The organism is Spirosoma endophyticum (assembly GCF_900112365.1).
Taxonomy (GTDB): domain Bacteria; phylum Bacteroidota; class Bacteroidia; order Cytophagales; family Spirosomataceae; genus Spirosoma; species Spirosoma endophyticum.
In genome coordinates this window covers 25605-49898 of sequence record NZ_FOLQ01000011.1, presented here as the reverse complement: position 1 = coordinate 49898, position 24294 = coordinate 25605, and the positions used below count along the sequence as shown (strand labels likewise).

20 protein-coding genes are annotated in these 24294 nt (G+C 48.8%); 12 read left to right on the top strand and 8 right to left on the bottom strand.

The features are described 5' to 3' along the window. Positions 1 to 94 precede the first annotated feature (94 nt). Entirely contained in the window at positions 95 to 1330 is a 1236-nt protein-coding gene (locus BM202_RS23325; RefSeq protein WP_093830667.1) for a PQQ-dependent sugar dehydrogenase, read from the top strand. 333 nt (positions 1331 to 1663) lie between these two features. Here the strand turns inward: BM202_RS23325 and BM202_RS23320 are convergent, their stop codons facing one another. Next, a complete protein-coding gene (locus tag BM202_RS23320) occupies positions 1664 to 3118 on the bottom strand; it encodes a Gfo/Idh/MocA family protein (protein WP_093830665.1) in 1455 nt (484 codons plus the stop codon). A gap of 172 nt (positions 3119 to 3290) precedes the next feature. Continuing rightward, entirely contained in the window at positions 3291 to 3629 is a 339-nt protein-coding gene (locus tag BM202_RS23315) for a hypothetical protein (protein ID WP_143100735.1), read from the bottom strand. A 250-nt stretch (positions 3630 to 3879) separates the two neighbouring features. On the opposite strand from BM202_RS23315, the gene BM202_RS23310 reads away from it, so the two are divergent. The 4 genes from BM202_RS23310 (at position 3880) to BM202_RS23295 (ending at position 7359) form a co-directional block, all read left to right on the top strand. After that, complete coding sequence (locus BM202_RS23310; RefSeq protein ID WP_093830661.1) at positions 3880 to 5040, top strand: sensor histidine kinase; 1161 nt, start codon at positions 3880 to 3882, stop codon at positions 5038 to 5040. A 13-nt stretch (positions 5041 to 5053) separates the two neighbouring features. Then, positions 5054 to 5815 (top strand): LytR/AlgR family response regulator transcription factor, encoded by a 762-nt coding sequence (locus tag BM202_RS23305; protein ID WP_093830659.1) that lies wholly within the window; start codon positions 5054 to 5056, stop codon positions 5813 to 5815. A gap of 126 nt (positions 5816 to 5941) precedes the next feature. Beyond that, positions 5942 to 6874 carry a sugar phosphate isomerase/epimerase family protein gene (locus BM202_RS23300; protein ID WP_093830657.1) on the top strand — a complete coding sequence of 311 codons (933 nt, stop codon included), beginning with the start codon at positions 5942 to 5944 and terminating at the stop codon, positions 6872 to 6874. A 74-nt stretch (positions 6875 to 6948) separates the two neighbouring features. After that, positions 6949 to 7359: a hypothetical protein gene (locus tag BM202_RS23295; protein ID WP_093830655.1), complete on the top strand. Its 411-nt coding sequence runs from the start codon at positions 6949 to 6951 to the stop codon at positions 7357 to 7359. Between the two features lie 27 nt (positions 7360 to 7386). Here BM202_RS23295 and BM202_RS23290 read toward each other — a convergent pair whose 3' ends face one another. Continuing rightward, positions 7387 to 8829, bottom strand: a complete 1443-nt coding sequence (locus BM202_RS23290; RefSeq protein WP_093830653.1) for a glycoside hydrolase family 125 protein — start codon at positions 8827 to 8829, stop codon at positions 7387 to 7389. 230 nt (positions 8830 to 9059) lie between these two features. Between BM202_RS23290 and BM202_RS23285 the strand changes: the two genes are divergently transcribed. Further along, complete coding sequence (locus BM202_RS23285) at positions 9060 to 12530, top strand: ThuA domain-containing protein (RefSeq protein WP_093830651.1); 3471 nt, start codon at positions 9060 to 9062, stop codon at positions 12528 to 12530. 116 nt (positions 12531 to 12646) lie between these two features. Here the strand turns inward: BM202_RS23285 and BM202_RS23280 are convergent, their stop codons facing one another. After that, positions 12647 to 12844 carry a hypothetical protein gene (locus BM202_RS23280; protein ID WP_177236662.1) on the bottom strand — a complete coding sequence of 66 codons (198 nt, stop codon included), beginning with the start codon at positions 12842 to 12844 and terminating at the stop codon, positions 12647 to 12649. A gap of 446 nt (positions 12845 to 13290) precedes the next feature. On the opposite strand from BM202_RS23280, the gene BM202_RS23275 reads away from it, so the two are divergent. Both BM202_RS23275 and BM202_RS23270 read left to right on the top strand, forming a co-directional pair. After that, the gene (locus BM202_RS23275; protein WP_093830649.1) at positions 13291 to 15642 is read left to right on the top strand and encodes an ABC transporter permease; all 2352 of its coding nucleotides are present in this window, start codon (positions 13291 to 13293) and stop codon (positions 15640 to 15642) included. Positions 15643 to 15751: 109 nt separating this feature from the next. Then, positions 15752 to 16495 (top strand): DUF3108 domain-containing protein, encoded by a 744-nt coding sequence (locus BM202_RS23270; RefSeq protein ID WP_093830647.1) that lies wholly within the window; start codon positions 15752 to 15754, stop codon positions 16493 to 16495. 18 nt (positions 16496 to 16513) lie between these two features. Here the strand turns inward: BM202_RS23270 and BM202_RS23265 are convergent, their stop codons facing one another. After that, positions 16514 to 18055, bottom strand: coding sequence for a YifB family Mg chelatase-like AAA ATPase (locus tag BM202_RS23265; RefSeq protein ID WP_093830645.1), 1542 nt, complete (start codon positions 18053 to 18055; stop codon positions 16514 to 16516). A 194-nt stretch (positions 18056 to 18249) separates the two neighbouring features. On the opposite strand from BM202_RS23265, the gene BM202_RS23260 reads away from it, so the two are divergent. Continuing rightward, complete coding sequence (locus BM202_RS23260; protein ID WP_093830643.1) at positions 18250 to 18771, top strand: hypothetical protein; 522 nt, start codon at positions 18250 to 18252, stop codon at positions 18769 to 18771. A gap of 204 nt (positions 18772 to 18975) precedes the next feature. On the opposite strand, the gene BM202_RS23255 is transcribed toward BM202_RS23260, so the two are convergent. The 3 genes from BM202_RS23255 to BM202_RS23245 form a co-directional block, all read right to left on the bottom strand. Next, positions 18976 to 19512, bottom strand: a complete 537-nt coding sequence (locus tag BM202_RS23255; protein WP_143100734.1) for a hypothetical protein — start codon at positions 19510 to 19512, stop codon at positions 18976 to 18978. A gap of 100 nt (positions 19513 to 19612) precedes the next feature. Further along, entirely contained in the window at positions 19613 to 20518 is a 906-nt protein-coding gene (rsmH, locus tag BM202_RS23250) for a 16S rRNA (cytosine(1402)-N(4))-methyltransferase RsmH (protein ID WP_093830639.1), read from the bottom strand. Positions 20519 to 20562: 44 nt separating this feature from the next. After that, entirely contained in the window at positions 20563 to 21570 is a 1008-nt protein-coding gene (locus BM202_RS23245) for a hypothetical protein (RefSeq protein ID WP_143100733.1), read from the bottom strand. Positions 21571 to 21756: 186 nt separating this feature from the next. On the opposite strand from BM202_RS23245, the gene BM202_RS23240 reads away from it, so the two are divergent. The 3 genes from BM202_RS23240 to BM202_RS23230 all read left to right on the top strand — a co-directional run bounded on the left by BM202_RS23240 (position 21757) and on the right by BM202_RS23230 (position 24274). Continuing rightward, complete coding sequence (locus BM202_RS23240) at positions 21757 to 23007, top strand: peroxiredoxin family protein (RefSeq protein WP_093830635.1); 1251 nt, start codon at positions 21757 to 21759, stop codon at positions 23005 to 23007. Between the two features lie 184 nt (positions 23008 to 23191). Further along, a complete protein-coding gene (locus BM202_RS23235; protein WP_093830633.1) occupies positions 23192 to 23662 on the top strand; it encodes a MarR family winged helix-turn-helix transcriptional regulator in 471 nt (156 codons plus the stop codon). Between the two features lie 12 nt (positions 23663 to 23674). Further along, complete coding sequence (locus tag BM202_RS23230) at positions 23675 to 24274, top strand: nucleotidyltransferase (protein ID WP_245776752.1); 600 nt, start codon at positions 23675 to 23677, stop codon at positions 24272 to 24274. Positions 24275 to 24294: the final 20 nt, after the last annotated feature.

Sequence of the window (24294 nt, the reverse complement as noted above, 5' to 3'; positions counted from 1 at the left end):
CGAAACCAAGAAGCTATTTGGGTGGCAGGTCCCTTTTGGCCCGTCAATTTGAAACAGTTCCTTCTGCTTACTCAACATCAAACTGAATAATTCTATGAAAAATCTGGTTCCACCAACCCTTTTTGTTGGTTTTGTCATGACGTCTTTACTCTTGGCCTGTAGTAAAAACGAACCTTTTGATACGCAGATTCCTGAAACGAACAAACAGCCAACGTCGGCTCAGGTGGAAGGAAATATATTTGAACCAGCTTTAGTTGATGCTACTGATCAACGAATAGCCCAGCTTAAAGTACCTGCCGGATTTAGCCTTGCAAAGTTTGCGGACCAACTCGGTAAGCCCCGGATGCTGGCCGTCAGTTCCTCAGGAAATGTCTACGCGACCAGCCGTGAAGCCGGTACCGTTACCCTGCTACGTGACACAAATGCCGATGGTAAGGCTGATCAAAAGCAGGTGGTAGCCACGATCAAAGACGTTCACGGCATTACGATTTATACCGACAAGATGTATCTGGTGGCCATCCACGAAGTCTATCGGGCCGATATAAAGTCTGATGGCACATTGGGTCAGCCGCAGGTACTAATTACCAACCTGCCCGATGCCGGCCAGCATCCTAACCGAACCATCGCCTTTGGCCCGGATGGATTCATGTATATCACCGTAGGTAGTACGTGCAATGCCTGTGCTGATTCCAACCCTGAAAACGCAACCATCCTACGAGCTAATCCCGACGGTACGGGCCGTATCATTTTTGCCCGTGGGCTTCGTAATACGATTGGTTTTGGCTGGCATCCTCAAACCAAAGAACTCTATGGCTTTGACCATGGCATTGACTGGCTGGGTGATGAACAGCAAAAAGAAGAGTTCAATCAACTCAAACAAGGGGCTTTTTATGGCTGGCCATATATTTATGGCGATGGCAATTACAACCCACATCCCCGGCCAATGGGTGATACGACCTACGCCCAGATTCTGGCTAAAACGACGCTGCCAGTTTTATCCTACAATGCACATGCGGCTCCGCTTGGTCTGGTGTTCTATACGGGAAGCAGCGGGGCGGCCAGTAATTTTCCGGCCGAGTATCAAAACGATGCGTTTGCTACCATGCGTGGATCGTGGAACCGCACACAGCCCTCGGGCTATAACGTAGTACGTGTCCATTTTGATAACGGTAAACCCACGCGCATCGATGACTTTATAACGGGTTTTCTAGTGGACAATAACCAGTCCCAGTTTGGCCGACCGGTGGGCATTGCCACGATGCCCGATGGCTCTCTGCTCTTCTCCGATGATAACAACGGCGTTATCTACCGGGTGAGCTACAAGCCGTAAGCGGTATAGCCGGAATAAAGTCATCCTGCGGGGTTGTTACTAGCGGGCTATGTACCAATCTGTTCAATGATTAGTATCAGAGCCGTATTACGTCCTGTATGAAAATAAATCAGCCACTTACAAGTAATTCTTGTAAGTGGCTGATTTATTTTCAACGTAACAACGAAAAGATTCGACCTGTCGGTCCATTGATTAAGACGGGGCCACCCGTAAGGCCAATTGCTCCACCAACTAAGCTACGAAGTCAATCAAAGATTTTAGGGTAACTATTAAATCTCAAAAAGAGGTACCATAACCGACGGTTAATACGTGCTTTTGGAGAGCGGGAAACAGCTACGTTTTTTTCGTCGTTGATTTTGTCGAAGCGATCGTCTTTTTCCTGGTAGATGTCGGGGCTGTCGGGTTCTTCTGCGTCATTGTAATGGGGTCCCAGTGCACCACTTTTTGCTCAAAAAAGCTTTCGTTGCAGGCCAATACCGGCGCGGCAGCCCGGAATCCAAACACAGGGTCTTCAAGGGTACCCTGACTTCCCTTGCGAACGTTGTCGAAAAAGTCGGCGAAGTGTTTAGCATGGGCATCGTCATCTTTGGGCGCGGTGAACTTCACCTCTTTTACGGGTTCGGAGGTACGGGTTTCGGGTGGGTATTTGGCGTCGTATCCTTTCACAAATTCCTGCTGCACAGGCTCCGTAAACGTAAAGAAACTGTCGTAGCCACCGTAGCCGGGAGCAATCGGCAGCTTCTTTTTGGTCATGATCAGGTTATTTTCCGAGAACTCGATCTGCCCTTCGTTGCCAATGATTCGCGTTACGTCGTTGATCTTACCCGCATTGGCAAAATTCACCCGCAACACCATCTGGAAAGCCTCGTGCTGCTCTGTTTTTGGGTAATCCATAATGCACGCCATGATGTCGGGAACGTCGCGGCCATCTTTCCAGTAAGCAAGGTTACCCGATGAATAAATACGGGTAGGCCCCATTGTGTTGGTCACGAAATGGACACCCGTGATGAGGTGAATAAATAAATCCCCGGCTACGCCCGTACCATAATCTTTGTAATTCCTCCAGCGGAAAAAGCGCTTCTCGTCGAACGGACGTTTAGGCGCGTCACCCAGAAAGCGATCCCAGTCGACGGTTTGCGTCGATGCATCGGGCGGGATCGAATAATCCCAGGCACCAATCGCACTGAACCGGTCATTGTTGGATTCGATGTAGTTGATCTGACCGATTTCGCCCGCTTCGACCAATCGTTTGGCTTCCTGAAAAGCGGCACTACTGATACGTTGGCTACCGACCTGCATCGTTTTACCCGACTTTTTCCAGGCGTCAATTACGGCTTTCCCTTCGTTCAAATGCTGTACCATCGGCTTCTCGCAATACACGTGCTTGCCCGCTTTGAGTGCTGCAATTGTGATGTGATCGTGCCAATGGTCGGGCGTAACGACCAGTACGGCGTCAACGTCGGAGCGAGCCAGAATTTCGCGGTGGTCGCGGGTAGTAAATAAATCCTTGTCTTTGCCGTAGGCGGTTTTGGCATGTTCGAGCCGTCCCGTGTAGAGATCGGCAACGCCAACTAATTCGACATCGGGATTGCGCAATGCAGCCTGTGTATCGAAGTTGCCCTGAATGCCCATGCCGATGGTCGCAAAACGAATTTTGTCATTCGGACTCACTTTCATCAGATTGGGAATATAAGCCGGTACACCGAATGGCTTGGCAACGCTCTCAGTAGCGATCAGCGCCGAAGCCGCCGACAGGCTTTTTATAAACGTGCGTCTGTTGGATTGCATGGGAACGAGTAATTTACAGATATGTCTGAAAAAGCGGGGCCGCCCTAAAATTTACCTACTCCACCTTCAATCTATGCACATTCAGAACGTATCACCTGAAACCTGTAAACACAAACAGGGCCCGTGACGAATCGCAGGCCATGTTTGGTGTCAATAGAGGAGAGAAAACTCGTTACCGTTCGAATCGCACGGCTACCCACTGCCGGTCGGTGGGAACCTTATGGGTAGCATTCCAGACAAACATAGCCTGCTCCAGTGCTACGTTCAACTGTAGCCTGGTTTGTTTGCGGTCGATGTTCAGGCTACGGTTCATGGTTTCCTGGTAAATGAGTTTTTGCTCGTTCGTATAAAACCGTACTGTACACTGGTGACTTTTGGGAGTTGTTTCAATAACCCAGAATCCGTCACGGACTACGGGTGGACTGTTTTTCGATTGTGCCTGCGTACCAAACGAAGCAACAAGAATCATGAGAACTGTAATGGCTAAGCGGGGTTGCGAAAGAGTGTTCATATCATGTCTGTTTAGTGTGTGCACTTTAGTCGGGAACTGAGTCAAAAGTAGAAACACGCCCAATAACCCGCCAGGATTATCGGCCAGTAACACCAGTGCGTCTACATACACCTATTCGTTGTCTGTTTCCGTCGTTTGTTGAGCTAAAACGTTGTTCATCAACTACAGCCCGTTGTTTGTCGACAATGGGGTTGATTGATAGGCCAATACGTTACGTTTGTCTATATTCGGGGGAGTAATTACCTGACCTATGCAGCGTTTGACCAAAGAGTTTGTCTTCTCGAATGAACCCCGTCATCGACTGATGCGGCATGGTTTGTTCTGGCTGGTTTGGACACTATTTTTCACGTTCACGTACGGTTTTTTACCCGCTGGTTATCTGCATGGACAAGGGCTGTCCTGGCCCATATCCTTCCTGAAAGGCTTTACCATGGCGGGCATTGATGCACTGCTGTTCATGCCCGCGCATATGGTATTCACCTATAGCATTATTTATAGGCTGATGCCTCATTTCCTGTTTAGAGGCCGTTACGGTTGGGCAGTGATTGCACTCCTTTTTATTGTCGTTGTCACGTCGATCTGTTCGGCAACACTATCCATATTTGTTGTGGACCCAATACGTTTATCCATCGGTGCCCCAACCGTAAGAAATACGTTTGTAGCGGCTATGATGGCAGGTATGCGCGGAGGCACCACGATTGGCGGTTTTGCGGCTGCCATTAAGCTGGTAAAGGTGTGGTATCTGAAACAGGAAGCCTATCAACAAATTGAGCGGGAAAAATTACAGGCCGAACTGCAACTACTTAAATCACAGATACATCCGCATTTTCTGTTCAATACCCTGAATAATTTATATGCCCTTACGCTCAGCAAGTCGGATCAGTCGCCAGCGGTGGTGCTGAAACTGTCGGAGTTGCTACGTTATATGCTCTATGAGTGCAACGCGCCCGAGGTACCGCTCACCAAAGAGATCGCGTTTATGCGCAACTACATCGGGCTGGAACAACTGCGCTACGGTGATCGGCTGGATATGTCCGTTACCATCTCAGGCGATTGCGAGGGCAAATTGATTGCCCCGCTCCTACTGATCCCTTTCCTGGAAAACGCCTTCAAGCACGGCACCAGCGAACAACTTGAACAGGCCTGGATGCATGTTGAGGTGTCGGTTCAAACTAACGTACTGAAATTCAAGGTGATCAATAGCCGGGAAGAGCACCCCCATAACGATACGTATGCTGGTGGAATCGGTTTGCAGAACGTACAGAAACGCTTGCAACTACTCTATACCGACCGTCATGAATTAAAAATTGTGGCCGAAGAAGAAACCTTCATGATTGCCCTAACCCTGGAACTTCAATCAACAACAGTCCCTTCTCTGCTGCCTGTCAACCAATTGGCCGAAATTGCCTAATCTGCCTAGATGTATGCCGATCCGCTGTCTACTTGTTGATGATGAACCTCCCGCGCTGGACATAATTGAGTCCTACGTCGCTATGGTTGATGGCCTGGACGTGGTGGGAAAATGCCACAATGCCATCCAGGCATTCAGTGTGTTACAATCAACACCCGTTGATTTGATGCTGCTGGATATTAAAATGCCCAAGTTGCTTGGTACAGACTTCGTGCGCAGTTTACGCCAGCCACCCAGAGTCATTTTTACGACGGCGTATCGGGATTATGCCCTGGATGGCTACGAACTGGATGTGGTCGATTACCTGCTGAAACCCATTTCGTTTGAGCGGTTTCTGCGGGCGGTTTCCAAAGTAATGCGGGTGGACCAACCCCTGGTAAATTCAGGACAGTTCCAGCCAACGAATATTCTCGCTACACAGTTGACTGATAAACAGACCAGTACGTCCTCCGAAAATACGTTTCTGTATTTCCGGGTCGATCGCAAGATGGTGAAAGTTTTTATCCGCGACATCCGGTACATAGAAAGCCTTCGGGATTACGTCAAAATTATAACCGTGTCGGCTCAGCCGCTGGTTGTCAAACAAAGTATCAGTTCGCTGGAAGAGATGCTTCCCGATGCCGATTTCTTACGTATCCACCGGTCGTTCATCGTGGCCATTGACAAAATAACGGCCTACACCCCCAGCCACATCGACATCGGCGGACAGGAGCTACCCATCGGTCGATTGTATCACAAAGAAGTGGGGCGCGTATTAAAGATTGGTATGGAGTAGCGAAAAAACGGCAACTGGAACCTAGCGTATTGACTCTCGATACGTAGCGGTTTTTCGGTGGGCATCATAGATTAAACGGTCTTGTGGCTTTTATAGACAACTGGCAAACCACAACCGTCCTTTCCAATGAAATTCATTGCTCGTCGCCGTTTTTTGCAGTCATCGGCTGTTTTAGCGGGTAGTCTGTTTATACCGTCTCTTCCAGCCTTTCGGCTGGCGCAGAAGCCGTTGCGGCTGGGTGGCCCAATCTTTCTCAAAAGCGACGATCCGGACGAATTAGCACGGGAACACCGACGATTGGGCTACAGCTCGGCCTACGTGCCAACGGTTGATGTGAAAGATACCACTAAAATTGACGCCATTCGGAAAGCGTTTGCGGCTCAGAATGTGATTCTTGCCGAGGTGGGTGCGTGGGTAAATATGCTGGATCAGGACGCCGAAAAGCGTCGAAAAAATCTGGCCTACGTAACCGAGCGCCTGGCTCTGGCCGAAGCTGTTGGCGCCCTGACCTGTGTCGATATTGGCGGCTCATACAACCCCACTAAATGGGACGGTCCTGACGCTCGCGACATTAGCAATGACTACTTCGATGCAACGGTCGAAAACTGCCGTAAAGTGATCGACGCGGTAAAGCCCAAACGGACCAAGTTTGCACTGGAAATGATGGGATGGAGTTTACCCGATGGACCCGATTCATACCTGAAATTTATAAAGGCCATTGACCGACCCGCCTTTGGCGCCCATGTCGACATGGCCAATATCATCAATACGCCAACGCGTTTCTATAACAATACAGCACTCATCAACGAAACCTTCCAGAAGTTAGGCCGCTGGATCGTGTCGTCGCATGCGAAAGATATCTACGGAAAAGACGGCCATTTTGCCGAAACCATGCCGGGACGGGGACAACTCGATTACGCTACGTATCTGCGTAACGTTACGTCCCTGCCGCAGGAAGTTCCCTTTATGCTTGAGCATTTGCGCACCCCAGAAGAATATGACGAAGCGCGGCAATACGTTATCAATCAAGCTACTAAAGTGAAAATCTCGTTGGCCTGAAATCTAAACGCTCAGGTTCATGCAACGTTTTGTTGATTAGTTAACTCTTACAGCATACTATAAACCAATTCGCCATGTCTATCAAAATCCTACTTTCAGCCATCATTTTACTCGTTGTTACGTTCCAGACAGCCCAAGCCCAAACGTCAGTTAAGAACGATACGTTAACGACCGTCGCGGGAAAATGGGCAGGTACCTATTCGGGCGATTCTTCAGGAAAATTCGAGTTAGTTCTTAATCAGGATAGTAGCAAGAAGCTAATGGGTCAGGTAACGATGATAACCGACGATGGCAACCGGCAAACTGCCAGCTTGAAAACGATTAGCTGGCAAAACGGGCAGCTCAGCGCTACGTATATGGACCCTGCTGAAGACGATGAAGTAAGCTTTACAGGTTCATACGCCAATTCGCTGCTAAAAGGAACCTGGAAATCAGACGGTGGCCAGGCCAAGGGAACCTGGCAACTAACCCGTTCAACCCGATAATGGTGTAGGCGAAAACTCGCTTTCAGCCTATATCTCTTTACTCAGCAACTGCGGACGTTCGTTCGCCACTTTCAGGATGAGTTCGCCGAAAAGCGTGTTCGCCCAGGCAAACCACTTGCGGGTGAATTTGGCCGGATCGTCCTTGTCGAACGACTCATGCATGAAGCCCGTACCCGCGTGGGTCTGCTTTAATTGGCGCAGTTGGGCCAGAATCTCCTGGTCATCGGTTGAGGTGAGCGCCCGCATGGTCAGGCTCATCGTCCAGATGTTGTTGATCAGCGTATGCGGACTCCCGACACCTTCAGCGGCTTTTCCTTTGAAAAAATAGGGATTGTCGGGACTGAGCACAAACCGTCGGGTAGCCCGGTAAATCGGATCAGCGGCAGGCATAGCGCCCAGATAGGGCAGCGCGAGCAGATTCGGCACATTCGCGTCGTCCTGAAGCAAATAATTTCCGTAACCGTCCACTTCCAGCGCGTAGATTCTGCCATATACCGGGTGCGTATAGATGGCGTACTTTTTCAGGGCAGCTTCTACTTCATTGGCCAGCGCGCGGCATTCGCTTGAAAACGTAGGTAGTTCGGCCTTCGGGCTGGGAAAAAGCTGATCGAGCATAGCCGCTAACTGCCGGAACGAGACAACAGCAAACCAGTTCGACGGCACGTAAAACGGAAACACGGTTGCATCATCAGATGGGCGAAAAATGCTGTGAATCAGCCCAATGGACCGAGTTGGGTTGCCGAATCCATCGCCCGGCACCGTATCGGTCGACCAGGCGGTTTCGCGACTAAATTTATAGGGACCCCGGCTGGTTTTTCGCTGTTGCTCCTGACAGGTTTTCAGGACCAACTGCATCGCCTGTAGCCAGTCAGCATCGAATGGGCTAGTATCTCCGGTCGTTTTCAGATAGTGATACGCCAGTCGGATTGGATAACAGAGCGAATCCAGCTCCCACTTGCGCTCGTGTAGACCCGGCTTCATGGTCGTTTTATCGCTTTTCCATTCGCCTTCCTTGGTCTGATCGGCATAAAACGCATTTGCATACGGGTCCCAGCGAATGCATTGCGCCTGCCGTCGAATGACCCCCGCAATCAATTGCCGTAACGTAGGGTCTTCCTTGATCAGCGGCAGATACGGCCACACCTGCGCCGTGCTATCTCGCAGCCACATGGCGTCAATATCGCCCGTAATCACGAACGTATCGGGTTGGTCATGCGTGATTTTAAACTGAACGGTCGTATCGAGCGTGTTGGGGAAGCAGTTTTCAAACAGCCAGGCCAGTTCCGGGTCGCGAATGGTTTTGTGCATCCGCTCAATCGTCTGCTCGACGAAGGCACTGGTAAATTTCCGTTGTCCAGCCGCCGTTCGAACCACGGGAAAAGCGGATGCGGGCATTGCCCATATTGGCTGGCTGGCTAGTGCTAGACCGGCCCCCACGGCCGATTGCTGGATAAAGTGACGACGATTCATAAGCAGAGGAATTGACCATATCGTACCGCCGAAGCGGAGGCACGAAGAACACAAAGAAAAATCAAAACTCTGTGTTCTTCGTGCCTCCGTGGTTAATAAGTTTATTTAAAGCGAGAACAGAGTAATACTTTTCCATGATTTGACAGGGCATTAGGTAGTTTATCCAGTAAAATGCCTTATCAGGCAATCACACGCTCCTGAAAATTAGCTACTCAACTTTTCGTTTTCTTATGTTATCAACATCTAGTACGTACTGGCACCGCCTGTTTGGCATCTCAGCAATTGCGCTCAGCTTATTTGCCTGCCTTAGTACGCAAAAGGCAGTCGCTCAACCAACACCAACGTCGGCACGAGTGCTGGTTTTCGCGAAGACCAAGGGCTGGAAACACACCTCGATTCCGTTCGGGATTGCCGCCATTCAAAAACTTGGTCGGGAAAATAATTTTCGGGTCGACACCACCAAAAACTCAGCTTATTTCAATGACGATAGCTTAAAGCACTATCAGGCGGTGGTCTTTCTGAGTACAACAGGGAACGTACTGAATCAAGTCCAGCAAGCGGCTTTTGAGCGGTATATCCAGTCGGGTGGCGGCTACATGGGCATTCATGCTGCCGCCGATACCGAATATGACTGGCCGTGGTACAACAAGCTGATGGGTGGTTATTTTTCCAGCCACCCCAGCAATTCCAACGTCCGCAAAGCAACGGTTGAGGTCCTTGACAAAAAACACATTTCCACGGCTCATTTACCCGACCGCTGGGAACGTACCGACGAGTGGTATAATTATCGGTCGCTCTATTCAGACCTGAACGTACTGGCCAACCTGGACGAAAACACCTACGACGGTGGCACCAACGGCAGCAACCACCCCATTGCCTGGTATCATGAATTCGATGGCGGCCGGGCGTTCTATACCGGTGGTGGCCATGAAGACGCAAGTTTCAGCGAACCCTTATTTGTGCAGCACGTATGGGGTGGTTTGAAATGGGCGATGGGAACCGGCAAGCCTCTCGATTACAGCAAGTCATACGCGGTAGTGATGCCCGAAGAGAATCGGTTCGTTAAAACCGTTCTGGTCAATGATCTAAACGAACCAATGGAGGTTGCCGTGGCCGATGACGGCCGGGTTTTCTTCACGGAACGTAGCGGCAATTTATCAGTCTATAACGCCAAAACGAATAAGCACCAACTGGTGCATAAGTTCACGGTACCTACCAAACAGGGGCACGGTGTACAGGGAATAACGCTTGACCCAAAATTCTCGACTAACCATTTTCTATACATTTATTACTCACCCGACGTTGAAAAAGATCCTTTCTATAACCTCTCGCGCTTTGTTATCAAGGACGATAACACACTCGATGTAGCATCCGAAAAAATACTGCTGAAGGTGCCGAGTTTGTTTGAGCCTGGGTCGCACCACGGCGGCTCGCTCACGTTCGACAAAGAGGGAAATTTGTACCTCTCCACGGGCGATCACACGAACCCTTTCCCCTCTAATGGCTACGCACCCATTGACGCCCGGCCCGACCATCTGGCCGCTGATGCGCGGGGGACAGCGGCAAATACCAACGATTTCCGGGGAAAAATTCTGCGTATTCATCCACAACCCGATGGTACGTACACCATTCCGGACGGAAACCTGTTTCCTAAAGGCACGGCCCAGACACTACCCGAAATCTACACGATGGGCTTACGGAACGCCTACCGAATTGCGGTGAACCCGAAAAGCTCCGTCCTCTACTGGGGTGAAATCGGACCGGATGCCGGGAAGGACAGCAGCACATTAGGACCACGCGGTTACGATGAGTTCAATCAGGCGAAAAAAGCGGGAAATTTCGGCTGGCCGCTGTTTGTCGGGAATAGTCAGCCGTATGGCGATCTGGACTTCGCCACGAATACCGTCGGGGCGCACTTCGATCCGAAAGCACCCGTAAACAACTCACCGAAAAATACCGGGCTAAAAAATCTGCCGCCCACCAATCCGGCCATGATCTGGTATCCCTACGCAGCGTCTAAAGAATTCCCGGAACTGGGTCAGGGGGGACGTAGCGCCATGGCGGGCCAGTTTTACAGCTACGACAAAAACTCGTCGTCCAAAAATAAATTCCCTGAGTATTACGACGGCTCGCTGTTTATTTTCGACTGGATGCGCAACTGGGTGTTGGCGGTCAAGGTCGATAAAGATGACAATTACCTTCGCACGGAGCCGTTTATGTCGGCAAGTGGCGATTTCCGACGCCCCATTGATCTGGCATTCAGCAAGGATGGCATTATGTATATGCTCGAATATGGCTCCGTGTACGGCGCTGATAACGACGACGCCCGGCTCGTAAAAATCGAATACAATACCGGCAACCGGGCGCCCATTGTCAAAGCAATGGTCATTGATTCTGTCGCAGCGGCCCAGTTCAGCGCCCGCTCCTACCTGACCTCCGACGGACGTAATGCGCCCGTGATCCATGAAGCATTCGGGCAGGCGCCCCTACGCGTGAAATTTGGTGGCCGCGGTACAGATCTGGATGATGACGACAAACTAACGTACCAATGGCTGTTTGACGGCAAAACGGTGGGCGATACAAAACCCAATGCTACGTATACCTACACCAAGCCCGGTATCTACAAGGCTATCCTGAAAGTGACCGATCAAACGGGTCTGGTGGGCATGGATACCATCGTCGTGAAAGTGGGAAATGCGAAACCGGATGTAGCGATTACGACACCGGGCAACAAATCATTCTTCTGGGGAAACAAGCCGTTAACGTATGCCGTAAAAGTGACGGACAAAGAAGACACGAAGATTGATCCCAAACGCATTAAGGTTTTCTATGAATACAGCGCTCAGGCAGGCAGTGCGTCATCGGCAACTCCGCAGATTGGGCATCAGGATGTAGCGTCTATTGGGAACGGTTCGTTAGGTAAAAACCTGATAGCCAGCAGCGATTGTAAAGCGTGCCATACGATTGACAAACCATCGGTTGGGCCAACGTTCCTGGCGGTTGCCGAGCGGTATAAAGGCCAGGCGGGCAGCGTGGAAAAACTAGCCAAAAAGATCATTGAAGGCGGTGGTGGCAACTGGAGCAAAGACCACCTAATGAGTGCCCACCCGCAAATTCCGGTTCAGGACGCTCAGGAGATGGTGAAATATATCTATTCGCTCACAGACGCCCGCAATCAAAAAGCGATTCCGCTACAGGGGGAGCTAGCCTTAAATGAACACAAGGCCGACGATCCACGCAGTCAGTATACACTGTTTGCTACGTATACCGACAATGGCGGCAAAGTGGTTGGGCCGCTCACGAGCACTGACGTCGTAACGCTGCGTAATGCCCAGGTCAAAACGCTAAACGCCGATGCTTATGTTGGCTTCCCACGGTTTGGCAATCGGCTGGGCGCGGGAAATCATAAATCATATGTGTTGCTAAAAGGCATTGACCTGACAACTATCAAATCGCTGACGTATGACTATTCATCGCTAAACAAAGACGGCGAAATCGAGGTACGGCTCGATTCCTACCAGGCACCCGTGGTCAGTCGAACAACCTATAAAGCAACTGGCGACTGGAAAACGGCGGGACAGGTAACCGCTACATTTGACAAGCCAATAACGGGCAAACACGATGTGTATGTAGTGGTGGTGAAACGGGACAAGCCAAACGACAGTATCATTCAGTTGAATAGTATTCAGTTTAATCAGTAACTTTTTTGTCATTCTGAGGAACGAGGAATCTGCGGGCGCGAATTCATGCTTACCCGCAGATTCCTCGTTCCTCAGAATGATAAATTCATGCCTGGTCTGAATCGATGAAACAGACTCTACCGAATGGATTGGAAATACTGGTAGAGGGACGCCAGCTCTTTATCGCTATACTGAGCGGTCATTTTCCAGGGCATGTTCTCGTTGTCGATCTGATGACCGCTGGGTGTTTTACCGGTACGTAGCGTCGCAAAAAACTGGGCCTTTGTCCATTTCCCTACGTTGCCAGTGCTGGTGAGATTCGGTACTGGGGGCATACCGGGCGCTAATAGCTCACCACCTTTCAGCGTGGGGCGATGGCAGCCAACGCTTTTCCATCGCGTTTAAAAAGTACACAGGTTCAACGCCCTCCTACTATCAGCACGGAAAGCAACGTAGTGGTATGCCTACGTCTTCACTTGGTTTTGCGTAACCTCTGTCGCCATCAAGCAGATAAAATCTGTTAAGCCTATCAAAAACGTATTGGCGCTCCACCATTCTTGATTGAACGCTTTGCCAACCTCATTCGATGAGCCAACGAAATAATAGTAAAGAATATGCCACATTCAGGTGCTGTTAACCCTACAGAGCATTTAAAACAAGCGTTTGATTATCAGCCCAATAGCAAGCGAAGACAATCTAAGTTAAATTTTCTTAATTACGTAACGGCAATACAACTTGTGGACGACACGAAGCATCCTGTTTCTGTAAACCCTGCTAAACAATGCTTCGTAACTACGTCAAAATCGCGCTCCGAAACCTCTGGCGGAACAAACTATACACCGGCCTGAACGTTGGTGGTCTGGCTATTGGTCTGACGGCCTGCCTAATCATGGTGCTGTATGTTAATCATAAGTTCTCATACGATACGTTCCATCCGAAATCGGAGCGGATTGTTCGGGTAACGACCGCCATGAAAACGCCGGAGTCACCCTTGTTGATAGCGTCCAGCCCACTGCTATTGGCGGACATGCTCATGCGCGATTACCCGGAAGTCGAGACGGCCATCCGGCTCCAGCCAATATCGGCTATCATTCGTACTAAAGACAAACTGCTTAGCCAACTGGATGTGTACTATGCCGATAAGAATCTGTTTTCGGTATTTGACTATAAATTTCGGGCGGGAAATCCGACACTGGCGCTGACTGATCCCCATAGTGCGGTTGTCACAGAAAGCTTTGCTACTACGTATTTTGGTCGACACGATGTGCTGGGCCAATCGATTCAGGTAAATAAACAGAATTACAAAATTACAGGCCTCATCGCCGACGTACCCAGCAACACCGATCTGCCCATCAGTGTGTTACTATCGAAGAAATTTTCGGGTACTTCCTGGGTGGACGATGATTTCCCGTGCTACACCTACGTCCTTTTTCGCAACCAGCCGAATCTGCCGGATTTTACCAAAAAACTGGCCTACATTGCCAGGACCTACGCCAACCCGGAGTTCAGGAAAATGGGTGCAGAAGGGTACTCCATTGGTTTTCCGGCTGAACTATTAAAGGACGTACATTATGGCAAGGGCAAGCTGGCCGATACGCCAAAGGGTGATAAACAATACGGCTATCTGTTCGCATTCCTGGCCGCCTTTATTCTGGCAATTGCCCTGTTGAATTATATAAACCTGCTGACGGCCAAAGCAACCGAGCGGGCCAAAGAAGTGGGCGTTCGAAAGGCGAATGGCGCTATGCGGAGTCAACTGGTTCGGCAGTTCCTGTTTGAATCGTTTCTATTGAGTGGCCTGGCCGTTGGTTGCTCAATCGTTTTACTACCGATTACTATTCCCTACTTTAACAAATTATTGACAATCCGGCTGCATATTTTCTGGCTTGATGCTATTCGGTTATTCGGGTTTACCTGGCTTGTGATCACGCTGCTGGGTGGCTTATATCCAGCCTTTGTACTCTCTGGGTATGATCCGGTTGCTGTGCTGAGAGGCACTGCGAGCACCCGGAATAAGGGGGCATGGCTGCGGAAAACGATCATTGTGTTTCAGTTTGTGCTGGCGGCTGGCATGATTGCCGGTGTGCTGGTTATTCATCGGCAGATGGATTATATGCAACGCTATGATATTGGGTTCAATACGGCCCAGATTCTCAGTGTCAACATACCCGACGATTCAACCGCCCGGGCTGGAGCATCGGCCTTCGGGAACAGCCTCAAACAACGTAGTGAAATCGATGCGGTAACCCTCGGATCAGGGTTGCAGCTGAATGGGTTGCTGCCAATGGCATCGACAAGTTTTCAGACGAATGGCAAAAAACGGGACGTCATGAGCAACTACCTGTTTGTCGATGAGACGTTTCTGCCACTCCTCGCCATTCAGTTGAAAGAAGGTAGGAATCTATCCGCTCAGTCGGCCGCCGACCGGAACGGTGGCATTTTGATCAACGAAGCATTTATGAAACTGGCGGGCTGGAAGACGGGTGTCGGGCAGGCAATCGGGGGATTTGGACACAAAGGCAACGTAGTGGGTGTAGTGAAGAATTTCAATTATCGCTCGCTGCACAACCCGGTCGAGCCCTTAGTTCTCGTCTACAATACGTCGCCCGTTAGTAACCTGATGCTACGTATCAAACCGGCTCATCTGCCGGTCGTAAAAGCGATCTGGCAGCGTCATTACCCAAACTATCCGTTTGAGTACACTTTTCTGGATGAATCGTTCGACGCTCAGTATCGTAAAGACCGATTGATGGTGGCCATCTTTAACGGTTTTGCCGGGTTAACCGTTCTGGTTTCCTGCCTGGGGTTGTTTGGCCTCGTTGCGTTCACGACCGAACGGCGCACGAAAGAAATCGGAATCAGAAAGGTACTTGGTGCGAGTATATTGGGCATCGTTACGTTACTTGCCCGAGATTTCTTAAAATTAGTGCTAATTGCTATTATCATCGCGTCGCCCATTGCGTGGTATGCAATGGATAAATGGTTACAGGATTTTGCCTACAAAATTGACATGGAGTGGTGGGTTTTCGCCCTGGCCGGATTCCTGGCTGCGGGCATTGCCCTCCTGACGGTCAGTTATCAATCCGTTAAAGCTGCCCTAATGAACCCCGTGAAATCGCTAAGAACGGAATGAGTAAGGGAGAAGAGTAATGGGAAGAGGGGAATAAAGACAAGAATAGAAAATACCTTTCGGCCCTCTCCTCCTCTTCATCCCTTTACGACCAATAAAAAACTATCTCAAAATGAACCTACAAACTACTGGTCTACTTCTCTTAAGTGTGCTGGGTATTCACCATCAAGGCCTGGCTCAAGCCAGGCTAGTGCCGTCGACAACGCTGCTGGCTAACTACGTAGTAACGACCGAAAAACAGAATAGCAACTGGTATATGTGGCAGGATTCCGCCAAACGCGAGTTAGCGACCATCACGACCACCATTCAGCCGGGTTTTCAGGGCGACAAAGTGCTTATTGTTCAAAAAATTGCCATGAAAGGAGCACCAGGCACTTGGGTCGATACGACGGTTGCGCTGCAAAAAACAATGGCGCCCATTTACCATTCCTCGTTTAATGGGCAACGCAACATGGTTTTGGCGTTCAATGGGCAACGAATTGAGGGCTATTACAAGAATCAGAAAGATGGAATAGTTACACTTGTAAACGATCAGATGAGTGAACCTTATTTTGATTCAAATATCTATCCGCACTTAATCCGATTTCTGCCGTTGAAGGCAGGCTATCAGGCAACTATACCTATTTACGACTTCAATCCACGCCAGCATGGGCTTCTGTTCGCTCGAGTCACAGATGTTAAAGAGACAATGTTGACGGATAAAAATGGCCAGAAAATACCGTGCTACGCTGTTCAGGTGACCGATGATCTTTCGCCCGACTCCCAAACCACGCATTATATAGCAAAAAAGGATCGGGCCGTCGTAAAATTAGAGCTGGTAGCCGGAAGCCGACGCATGAGTATTGAAGCTCAGTGAAACGTAGTTTGTAAATTTCTATCCCGCCCAGTTCTCCCGATCCAGACTCCGGTATTGAATGGCTTCGGCGAGGTGCTCAATACGTATTTCGTCGGTAGCAGCTAAGTCGGCAATCGTGCGCGAGACTTTTAAAATACGGTCATAAGCACGGGCCGAAAGGCCCAGGCGCTCCATCGCGGTTTTGAGTAAAGCCCGTCCGGCATCGCTGATCACACATACTTCCTTTACCAATTGCGAGGGCATCATGGCATTGGAATAGATACCCGGCTGATCGGCAAAACGGGCCGTCTGGCGCTCCCGTGCCCGTATAACCCGCTCACGAATGGCTTCACTGGTTTCCGATGAACGGTTAGCCGTCATCTGGTCGAATGATACAGGCGTTACTTCTACATGCAAATCAATTCGGTCGAGCAGTGGCCCGCTGATTTTAGCCAGGTACTTCTGAACGACACCCGCTCCACAAACGCACTCTTTTTCAGGATGATTGTAGTAACCACACGGGCAAGGGTTCATACTGGCAATGAGCTGAAAACTAGCCGGAAACTCGACCGCCCATTTTGCCCGCGAGATACTCACTTTACGATCTTCCAGTGGCTGACGCATCACCTCCAGCGCCGAGCGTTTAAACTCAGGCAATTCGTCCAGAAACAGGACGCCATTATGCGCTAACGAGATTTCGCCCGGCTGCGGAAAACTGCCCCCACCAACAAGTGCCGCATCAGAAATTGTGTGGTGCGGGCTTCGATAAGGCCTCGTAGCGATCAGATTGGCCTTTTTTCCGAGCTTCCCTGCCACCGAATGAATCTTTGTTGTCTCTAACGCTTCTTGTAAAGTCAATGGAGGAAGTATACTCGGCAAACGTTTGGCCAACATGGTTTTACCCGCGCCCGGCGGCCCAATCATGATCACATTGTGGCCACCGGCGGCCGCAATTTCCATCGCCCGCTTGATGTTTTCCTGGCCCTGCACGTGCGAAAAATCGGCGTCATAGGCATTGATCTGCGTCATGAACAGGTCTCGGGTATCGCTCACCAACGGCTCAATATCTTTTTTGCCCTCGAAAAACTCGACGGCGTCCTGCATGGTCGATACGGCAATCACATCCAGTTGATTGACAATGGCCGCTTCCTGCGCATTTTCGGCCGGTAGCACGAAGCCTTTATAGCCTTGTTTGCGGGCTTCGATGGCAATCGGTAATACCCCCTTTATGGGACGTAGCGTACCATCGAGCGCCAGTTCACCCATAATCACATAGTCTTCGAGATTCCGGGTTGTCGTGATCTGTTCTGACGCTTGCAACACACAGAGCGCAATGGGCAAATCATAAGCTGAACCTTCTTTACGAATGTCGGCGGGAGCGAGATTAACGACGACTTTCTGGCGGGGCATGCGATAGCCAAAGAACTTAAGTGACGCTTCAACCCGCTGCTCACTTTCTTTTACGGCACTGTCGGGCAAACCAACCAGATGAAAATGCAACCCCTGTGCAACAACCACTTCAATGGTAATGAGACTGGCATTAACACCATAAACGGCACCGCCGAAGGTTTTAGCTAACATAAAACGTTATAAGTAAACGATTAAGAGAGATGGGTATCAAAGCTACGGAACGAACGGGCAATAAAAAAGTCAGTATACAGTCGGAATATTGTACTATACTGCCATTTATACAAATTAAAGAATTGAGTATATAACTATTTGGTTGCTAATTTGCTTAGTCTTTAATACGACCAACGTTAATAAGGACAGCTATAATGATACTTTTTTTTTCTGCTCTGGATCACCAGGCTAATCATCGCGATTTTAGCTGTGGACTAAGTTCGTTAGAAGCTAACTGGGATTTATTGAGTAGCCTCGTCGCGCAAGGAAGTACCTTGCTAACGGCTTACGTAATCGATGATGATGTTCGGACAAATCTCCCGCTAGCTGCTTTCGATGGTTTTCCATTGTCAGTCGATATACAAGCGCTACAAACTGAGTGGCGAACCATCCTGAGCACACCACGTTCTGCTAACTCGATCCACCGAGAAGAACTGATTGCCTTAACCCGTCAGCGAGTCCATAACGCTGAAAGGGCTATAATTGCACAGGAACGGATGATCGATTATTTTGGCAAATGGCTTGAGCGCACTCAGAAGAAATCCATAAGTGAGTCTCAACGATCTCAACTTGTTCATCAATATGAGATGCAATTAGCTAAACATCGGGTGCAGTTAGGCAAAGCTCATTTTTATAGCCGGTTGGCAACTGATCGACTAAATCAGTTACTAGCCTGATATACATAACTTTAAGATCACACCTAGTGCAAAGTCCTTCATAGCTCTTTTATCGATCGCATAACATAATCCGAGTGGCTATTGCAAACGTCAATGTGGCCAGGAGCGGTCAGGTTGACTAGCCAACTTTTGGCCAATAGATGCACCAATTGTGGCCTACTATCAAGCTTATTTGACTGCTCCTGGACTTTTGAGCAAGCCATCTCACTTCATTTTACCAACATACAGTGACAAGTTCAGGCCCAGGAAAGAGCGCCTGGCGTTCAGATTTCCAAAAGCTGTTAGACCAATTCCCACATCTTTTGTCGAAATAATAAACCGAACCTCGGCGGGTAGACCAACGGTCGAGTATCGAACAGATTCGTACAAATGTTCACCATAGAGGAATGGGTCACTGACTGCCGAGAGATATTTACCCCGATTTCTACCCCAAACGTTGCTTACACCCGTTGAGAAGCGGAATTTACCTGTTTTAACGCCATACATTAGAGCGATTTCTTGTGCCATAATGCTGGGATCATTGGCAGAAAACAGTTCACGATTATCCGTATAGCGAGCAATCAGTAAAGTAGGCGTGTTACTAAATTCGTACCCTAAGGCTATCATGCCACTATGGTATTGGCTCTTTCCTAAACCTACCCCAAGCCAATAGTTGTTTCGGTCAGCCCGCTGTGCGTAACCAATTGTCGTGGTTAAGCAAAGGAGGGATAAAGCCCAATAGCAAGCGAAAGATTTTGTCATAACGTATTGCCAAATGTATATCACTGTAAAGGCATAAAAATGATAGAAATTGGATGCTATGATATCCTGAACCAGCAGCCTGATTGTGTTCGAAGGGGCGCTAAATTTTCTCCGCTATCCTGAGTTTCGCACTTCGGGCGCGAGGATTGCGGGCGATTTCGTCGGGCGTGGCTTCAATGGGTTTGCGCGTGATCGCATGCAGCGGCTTGAGCTCGTTGCCGAACAAATCTTTCTCAACTTCGCCCTGAAACTTGCCCTTGTTAATGAAGTTTTTCACCAATCGGTCTTCGAGCGAATGATAAGACATAACGACCAGGCGACCACCCGGTTTTAGTATGTCAGGCACCTGCTCCAGAAACTCCTCCAACGCCTGCAATTCTTCGTTGACTTCGATACGTAGCGCCTGAAATACCTGCGCGAAATACTTATTTTCCTTACCGCGTGGAGCGAACCGTTGAAGCGCATTTTTCAGGTCATTGACCGTATTGAGTGGGCGATTCGAGCGGGCCGACACGATGGCACCAGCAGCCGTACGGGCATTGGTCACCTCCCCATACATACCCAGAATCCGGTGTAATTCATTTTCGGGGTAGCTGTTCAGTACCTGCTTGGCGGTTTTGTCGGCCTGCTGATTCATGCGCATGTCGAGATCAGCATCGAAGCGGGTCGAGAACCCACGTTCGGGTGTATCGATCTGATGGGACGAAATCCCCAGATCGGCCAGAATTCCATCGACCTGATCCGCTTTGTAAAGTCGCAGGTAGCGCTTTATATTGCGGAAATTCGAGGCCACAAATGTCAATCTTGGATCGCCAATCGCTTGTGCATTCGTGCGAGCATCGGCGTCCTGATCAAAGCCAAACAATTTTCCGCCTTCAAGCTGATTCAGGATTTCGCGACTATGCCCTCCCCCACCGAACGTAATGTCAACGTAGGTGCCGCCGGGTTGTAAATTCAGCCCATCAATGCAGGCTTGTAATAAAACTGGTTCGTGGTAATTGCTCATTCAGCAATAAGATTAGTTGAGCACTTGTGCTTCTTCCTACGTGTTTATCGGGAGGCTGGGCGGCCGATAGGTATTGTTGCACTGAGATTAATCAATGGCTGAATATATAAGCTGTCTTGTTCACGGAAGCCGCTAAAAAGACCCGAAAAAACTGGATATCTAAGTTCCATTGAAATCATTTTTCGATAGCTTAACCCAACCCCGGTATCAAATGCGCCAAACAAAGTTGACAGACCTGTGTATATCTTTCCCTGAATAGCCCGTCGACCAAAGTATTGACCACCATATATGCCTATGATTATAGCAGATCTAGCACCTAAAACTGTTTCCTGACTTGCTTTACCAACATTAAGCATGATGAAAACGTTGTGAAGCCGCCGAGGGAGCAATACCTGCACGTTCAATCCATAAACTAAATGTTGCGCGTATGCACTATTCCAATAAGAAGCATATGGCCCTATGCCAATCATAGCTTTACCAAGTTCCTTTTGCTCTAAATATATTTTGGAATCAATTCGACAAAACGATAAGTAGTCTTTCAAGAGATTAATTAAACTAACCTCCGTATATTGAGTATTATCGGTATTCAGAGTAGGACATTCGTATAGGGCAGTACGTATTTTTTTACGATAAACGTGGCTTTCAAATTTAAATACAGTTCCACTTTTGATAAGTTGAACCTGAATATCATCTAATAAAATTAGGGAATCATATTTGGTGATGAGAAATCGGAGATGGTTATTGTTATCAAAAAAGCGGTAAAATTTTACCGGCTCACTATCAAGTAATAACTCGGCCAGACGATACGTTGAATCCGTATGATCGATGATATTACTTCCCGGCAATACAGGATCTGTAGAGTAATAAGGCACTTTCAAGTATAAGCTCTCATATAATGGGCCATCCTTGATGGATAGCTTTCGTATAGTTCGCAAGGGAAATGTATTCATCGATCCTGATGAATCTTCACCAAATTCTATACTTTTAGGACTCTTATCCCAATCATAGTATTTAACAAATCCAGATATTGTTTTTTCAATACGATCTGTCAATGTAGCTGACCTTATTTGGTATTGGGCTAACAGAGAAATTGGTAGTAATAACAAAAGGAGAGTAAAAAATGGCCGCATGAATAACCGTGAAGGTGATGGAAAATGATTTATTTGCTTTCGTCTTACAAACCTCAAGTTATTCAAGTCTATTCGCAAGCTATTTAAGTAAATCAATAAGTGTTTTTCATGAAAAAAGTAATTATTTATATCATTTTCCTTGCAGTTACAGCCTGCTCCGGGCAATCATCGCCAACGGTCAAAACCGGTACGTATCGGGCGGTTCTGAAAACACGTGGGGGCGAGTTGCCCTTCGGCCTCGATATTCAGTCCGCGCCCACCGATGCCAAAACGTATACCGTCTTCGCGCTCAATGGCAAGGAACGGCTACCGATGGACCCCGCCATCGTACAGGGCGACTCGCTCCGTATACCGATGGCGCTGTTTGATTCAGAATTAATGGCAAAGATAGACGGTAATATGTTGCGGGGCGTCTGGCGTCGCCGTCGGGCAGCACAACAATACCAGACGCTGCCCTTTGAAGCCCAATATGGTGTGAATTATCGGTTTGTGCCCGACGAAAAAACAGGCTCGACCACGACCAACCTGACCGGCTCGTGGGCAACTAATTTCGGCAGTAAAACGGGCAAGGTCGATACGGTCAATGCCGTAGGCGTGTTCGACCAGAAGGGGAGCCATTTAACCGGTACGTTCCTGACACCCACCGGCGATTATCGGTATCTTGATGGCAACGTTGTGGGTGACAGTTTGTTCCTTTCCTGCTTCGACGGGTCGCACGTTTATTTATTCAAAGCCAAACACGACCCAGCCACGAAAACCCTTACGGGTGGCCAATGGGCGGGTGTTTCGGGCTATGATTCCTGGGTAGCTAAGCTCGATCCCAATGCCAAACTTCCCGATGCCGCTACGTTAACCTACCTGAAACCAGGCGCAAAAACGCTCAATGCTTCCTTTCCTGAACCAACTGGCAAAATGGTCTCGTTAACCGATCCGCGTTTTAAAAACAAAGTAACAATCGTGCAGATTCTTGGCTCCTGGTGTCCTAATTGTATGGACGAAACCAATTTCCTGAGTCCCTGGTACAAACGGAACAAGCAGCGGGGCGTTGAAATTTTGGGGCTGGCCTTTGAACGATCGGCCGAAATGACCGAGTCTGGCCCGAAGATTGAGCGTATGAAGCAACGGTTCAACATAGACTATCCTGTTGTGCTGGCAGGCACGAACGATAAAGCACAAGCTTCCAAAGCATTACCAGATCTGAACGCCGTTGTCGCTTTCCCCACAACGATTGTTCTCGATAAAAAAGGACAGGTACGTCACATTCACACGGGCTTCTCCGGCCCCGGCACGGGTAAATTCTACGATCAATACGTAGACGAGTTTAATCGGCTGATGGATAAACTCATTTCCGAACTGTAACGACGGCCCGGCGGGATTTAATTGATTTTATTGACCGACTATGGTTTTCAGCGAAAGCCGATTCAAAAAATCATAGTCAGTCAAAAGAATCAAACGAATCCCGGTTCAAACGTTATGCATGCATACTGTTTTTCAAAAAAAATGGTAGATTTACGTCTTGAAGTTGGACAGGACGACACCTACCATGAAAAAAGAAAAAACCGTTGATTTTCATATAAAATGGGGTTGGCATGCCATTTCACGGATGTACAATGCCTACGCAGGCCGCTTCGACATTACGATGGCGATTGGCTACGTATTGCTGAATATTGACCTGGACGAAGGCACCCCCGCCACTAAAATTGGGCCGCTTCTGGGCATGGAACCGCGCTCGTTGGTCAGGATGCTGAAAAGTCTCGAAGAGCGGAGATTGATTCGGCGCGAAGTTGACGGCAACGACAAACGATTCGTCCGGATTTACCTGACAGAAGAAGGCAAAGCGAAACGCGAGATGGCCCGTGAAGGCGTCATTCAGTTTAATAACATGATCCGGGAGAAAATCCCGCTCGACAAACTGGTCGTTTTCTTCGACGTGATTAAAGAAATTAATCGGATGGTCGAAGACGAAAATGCCCGGATCAAGGCAGGTGAACCCGAAGAATTACCTCTCGACTAAGTACAAAGAGCTATGCGTACTATCCTCAACAACAGTGCGAAAACCCGAATCAAGGCGTTTACACGGTTAATGAGGACGGCTTCGAAACTTTACCACGCCAATCCCAAAAACTCTCCCAAAAACATGAACATTGCCGATGACGACGTACTGCAATTACTACGAAGTCTGCACCGATACAACGTTCAGTTTTTATTAGTGGGTGGTATGGCAGGCGTTGTCCATGGGCATATCCGAACAACGCAGGATATGGATTTGTGGCTAAAATCAGATGCTGAGAACAAGGTGAATCTAATCTACGCACTGGAAGAAAACGATGTTGCCGGGTCTACTAATCTGAAAGACGTTCCGCTAATTTTTGAATGGACGTCTGTTGCAGTCGGCAAATATGGATTCATGCTGGACACAGGCTATCATCTGAAAGCCTTTCGGGATATAGATTTTGACGCCTGTTACGAACGAGCCATCGACGTAACGTTTGATGGCGTATCGTTTAAAGTTATCCGATTGAATGACCTGATTACCGAAAAACTGGCCACTGGTCGCCCGAAAGACATAGGAGACGCCGAAGAATTAATCAAAATAAAAGATAGGAACGACGGTTCAGACACGTAGTACGCCATCTGTTTAATCCG

Coding starts and splice junctions, on each gene's coding strand:
- BM202_RS23325 (WP_093830667.1), top strand. CDS start 95: ATGAAAAATCTGGTTCCACCAACCCTTTTTGTTGGTTTTGTCATGACG.
- BM202_RS23320 (WP_093830665.1), bottom strand. CDS start 3,118: ATGCAATCCAACAGACGCACGTTTATAAAAAGCCTGTCGGCGGCTTCG.
- BM202_RS23315 (WP_143100735.1), bottom strand. CDS start 3,629: ATGAACACTCTTTCGCAACCCCGCTTAGCCATTACAGTTCTCATGATT.
- BM202_RS23310 (WP_093830661.1), top strand. CDS start 3,880: ATGCAGCGTTTGACCAAAGAGTTTGTCTTCTCGAATGAACCCCGTCAT.
- BM202_RS23305 (WP_093830659.1), top strand. CDS start 5,054: ATGCCGATCCGCTGTCTACTTGTTGATGATGAACCTCCCGCGCTGGAC.
- BM202_RS23300 (WP_093830657.1), top strand. CDS start 5,942: ATGAAATTCATTGCTCGTCGCCGTTTTTTGCAGTCATCGGCTGTTTTA.
- BM202_RS23295 (WP_093830655.1), top strand. CDS start 6,949: ATGTCTATCAAAATCCTACTTTCAGCCATCATTTTACTCGTTGTTACG.
- BM202_RS23290 (WP_093830653.1), bottom strand. CDS start 8,829: ATGAATCGTCGTCACTTTATCCAGCAATCGGCCGTGGGGGCCGGTCTA.
- BM202_RS23285 (WP_093830651.1), top strand. CDS start 9,060: ATGTTATCAACATCTAGTACGTACTGGCACCGCCTGTTTGGCATCTCA.
- BM202_RS23280 (WP_177236662.1), bottom strand. CDS start 12,844: ATGCCCCCAGTACCGAATCTCACCAGCACTGGCAACGTAGGGAAATGG.
- BM202_RS23275 (WP_093830649.1), top strand. CDS start 13,291: ATGCTTCGTAACTACGTCAAAATCGCGCTCCGAAACCTCTGGCGGAAC.
- BM202_RS23270 (WP_093830647.1), top strand. CDS start 15,752: ATGAACCTACAAACTACTGGTCTACTTCTCTTAAGTGTGCTGGGTATT.
- BM202_RS23265 (WP_093830645.1), bottom strand. CDS start 18,055: ATGTTAGCTAAAACCTTCGGCGGTGCCGTTTATGGTGTTAATGCCAGT.
- BM202_RS23260 (WP_093830643.1), top strand. CDS start 18,250: ATGATACTTTTTTTTTCTGCTCTGGATCACCAGGCTAATCATCGCGAT.
- BM202_RS23255 (WP_143100734.1), bottom strand. CDS start 19,512: ATGACAAAATCTTTCGCTTGCTATTGGGCTTTATCCCTCCTTTGCTTA.
- rsmH (WP_093830639.1), bottom strand. CDS start 20,518: ATGAGCAATTACCACGAACCAGTTTTATTACAAGCCTGCATTGATGGG.
- BM202_RS23240 (WP_093830635.1), top strand. CDS start 21,757: ATGAAAAAAGTAATTATTTATATCATTTTCCTTGCAGTTACAGCCTGC.
- BM202_RS23235 (WP_093830633.1), top strand. CDS start 23,192: ATGAAAAAAGAAAAAACCGTTGATTTTCATATAAAATGGGGTTGGCAT.
- BM202_RS23230 (WP_245776752.1), top strand. CDS start 23,675: ATGCGTACTATCCTCAACAACAGTGCGAAAACCCGAATCAAGGCGTTT.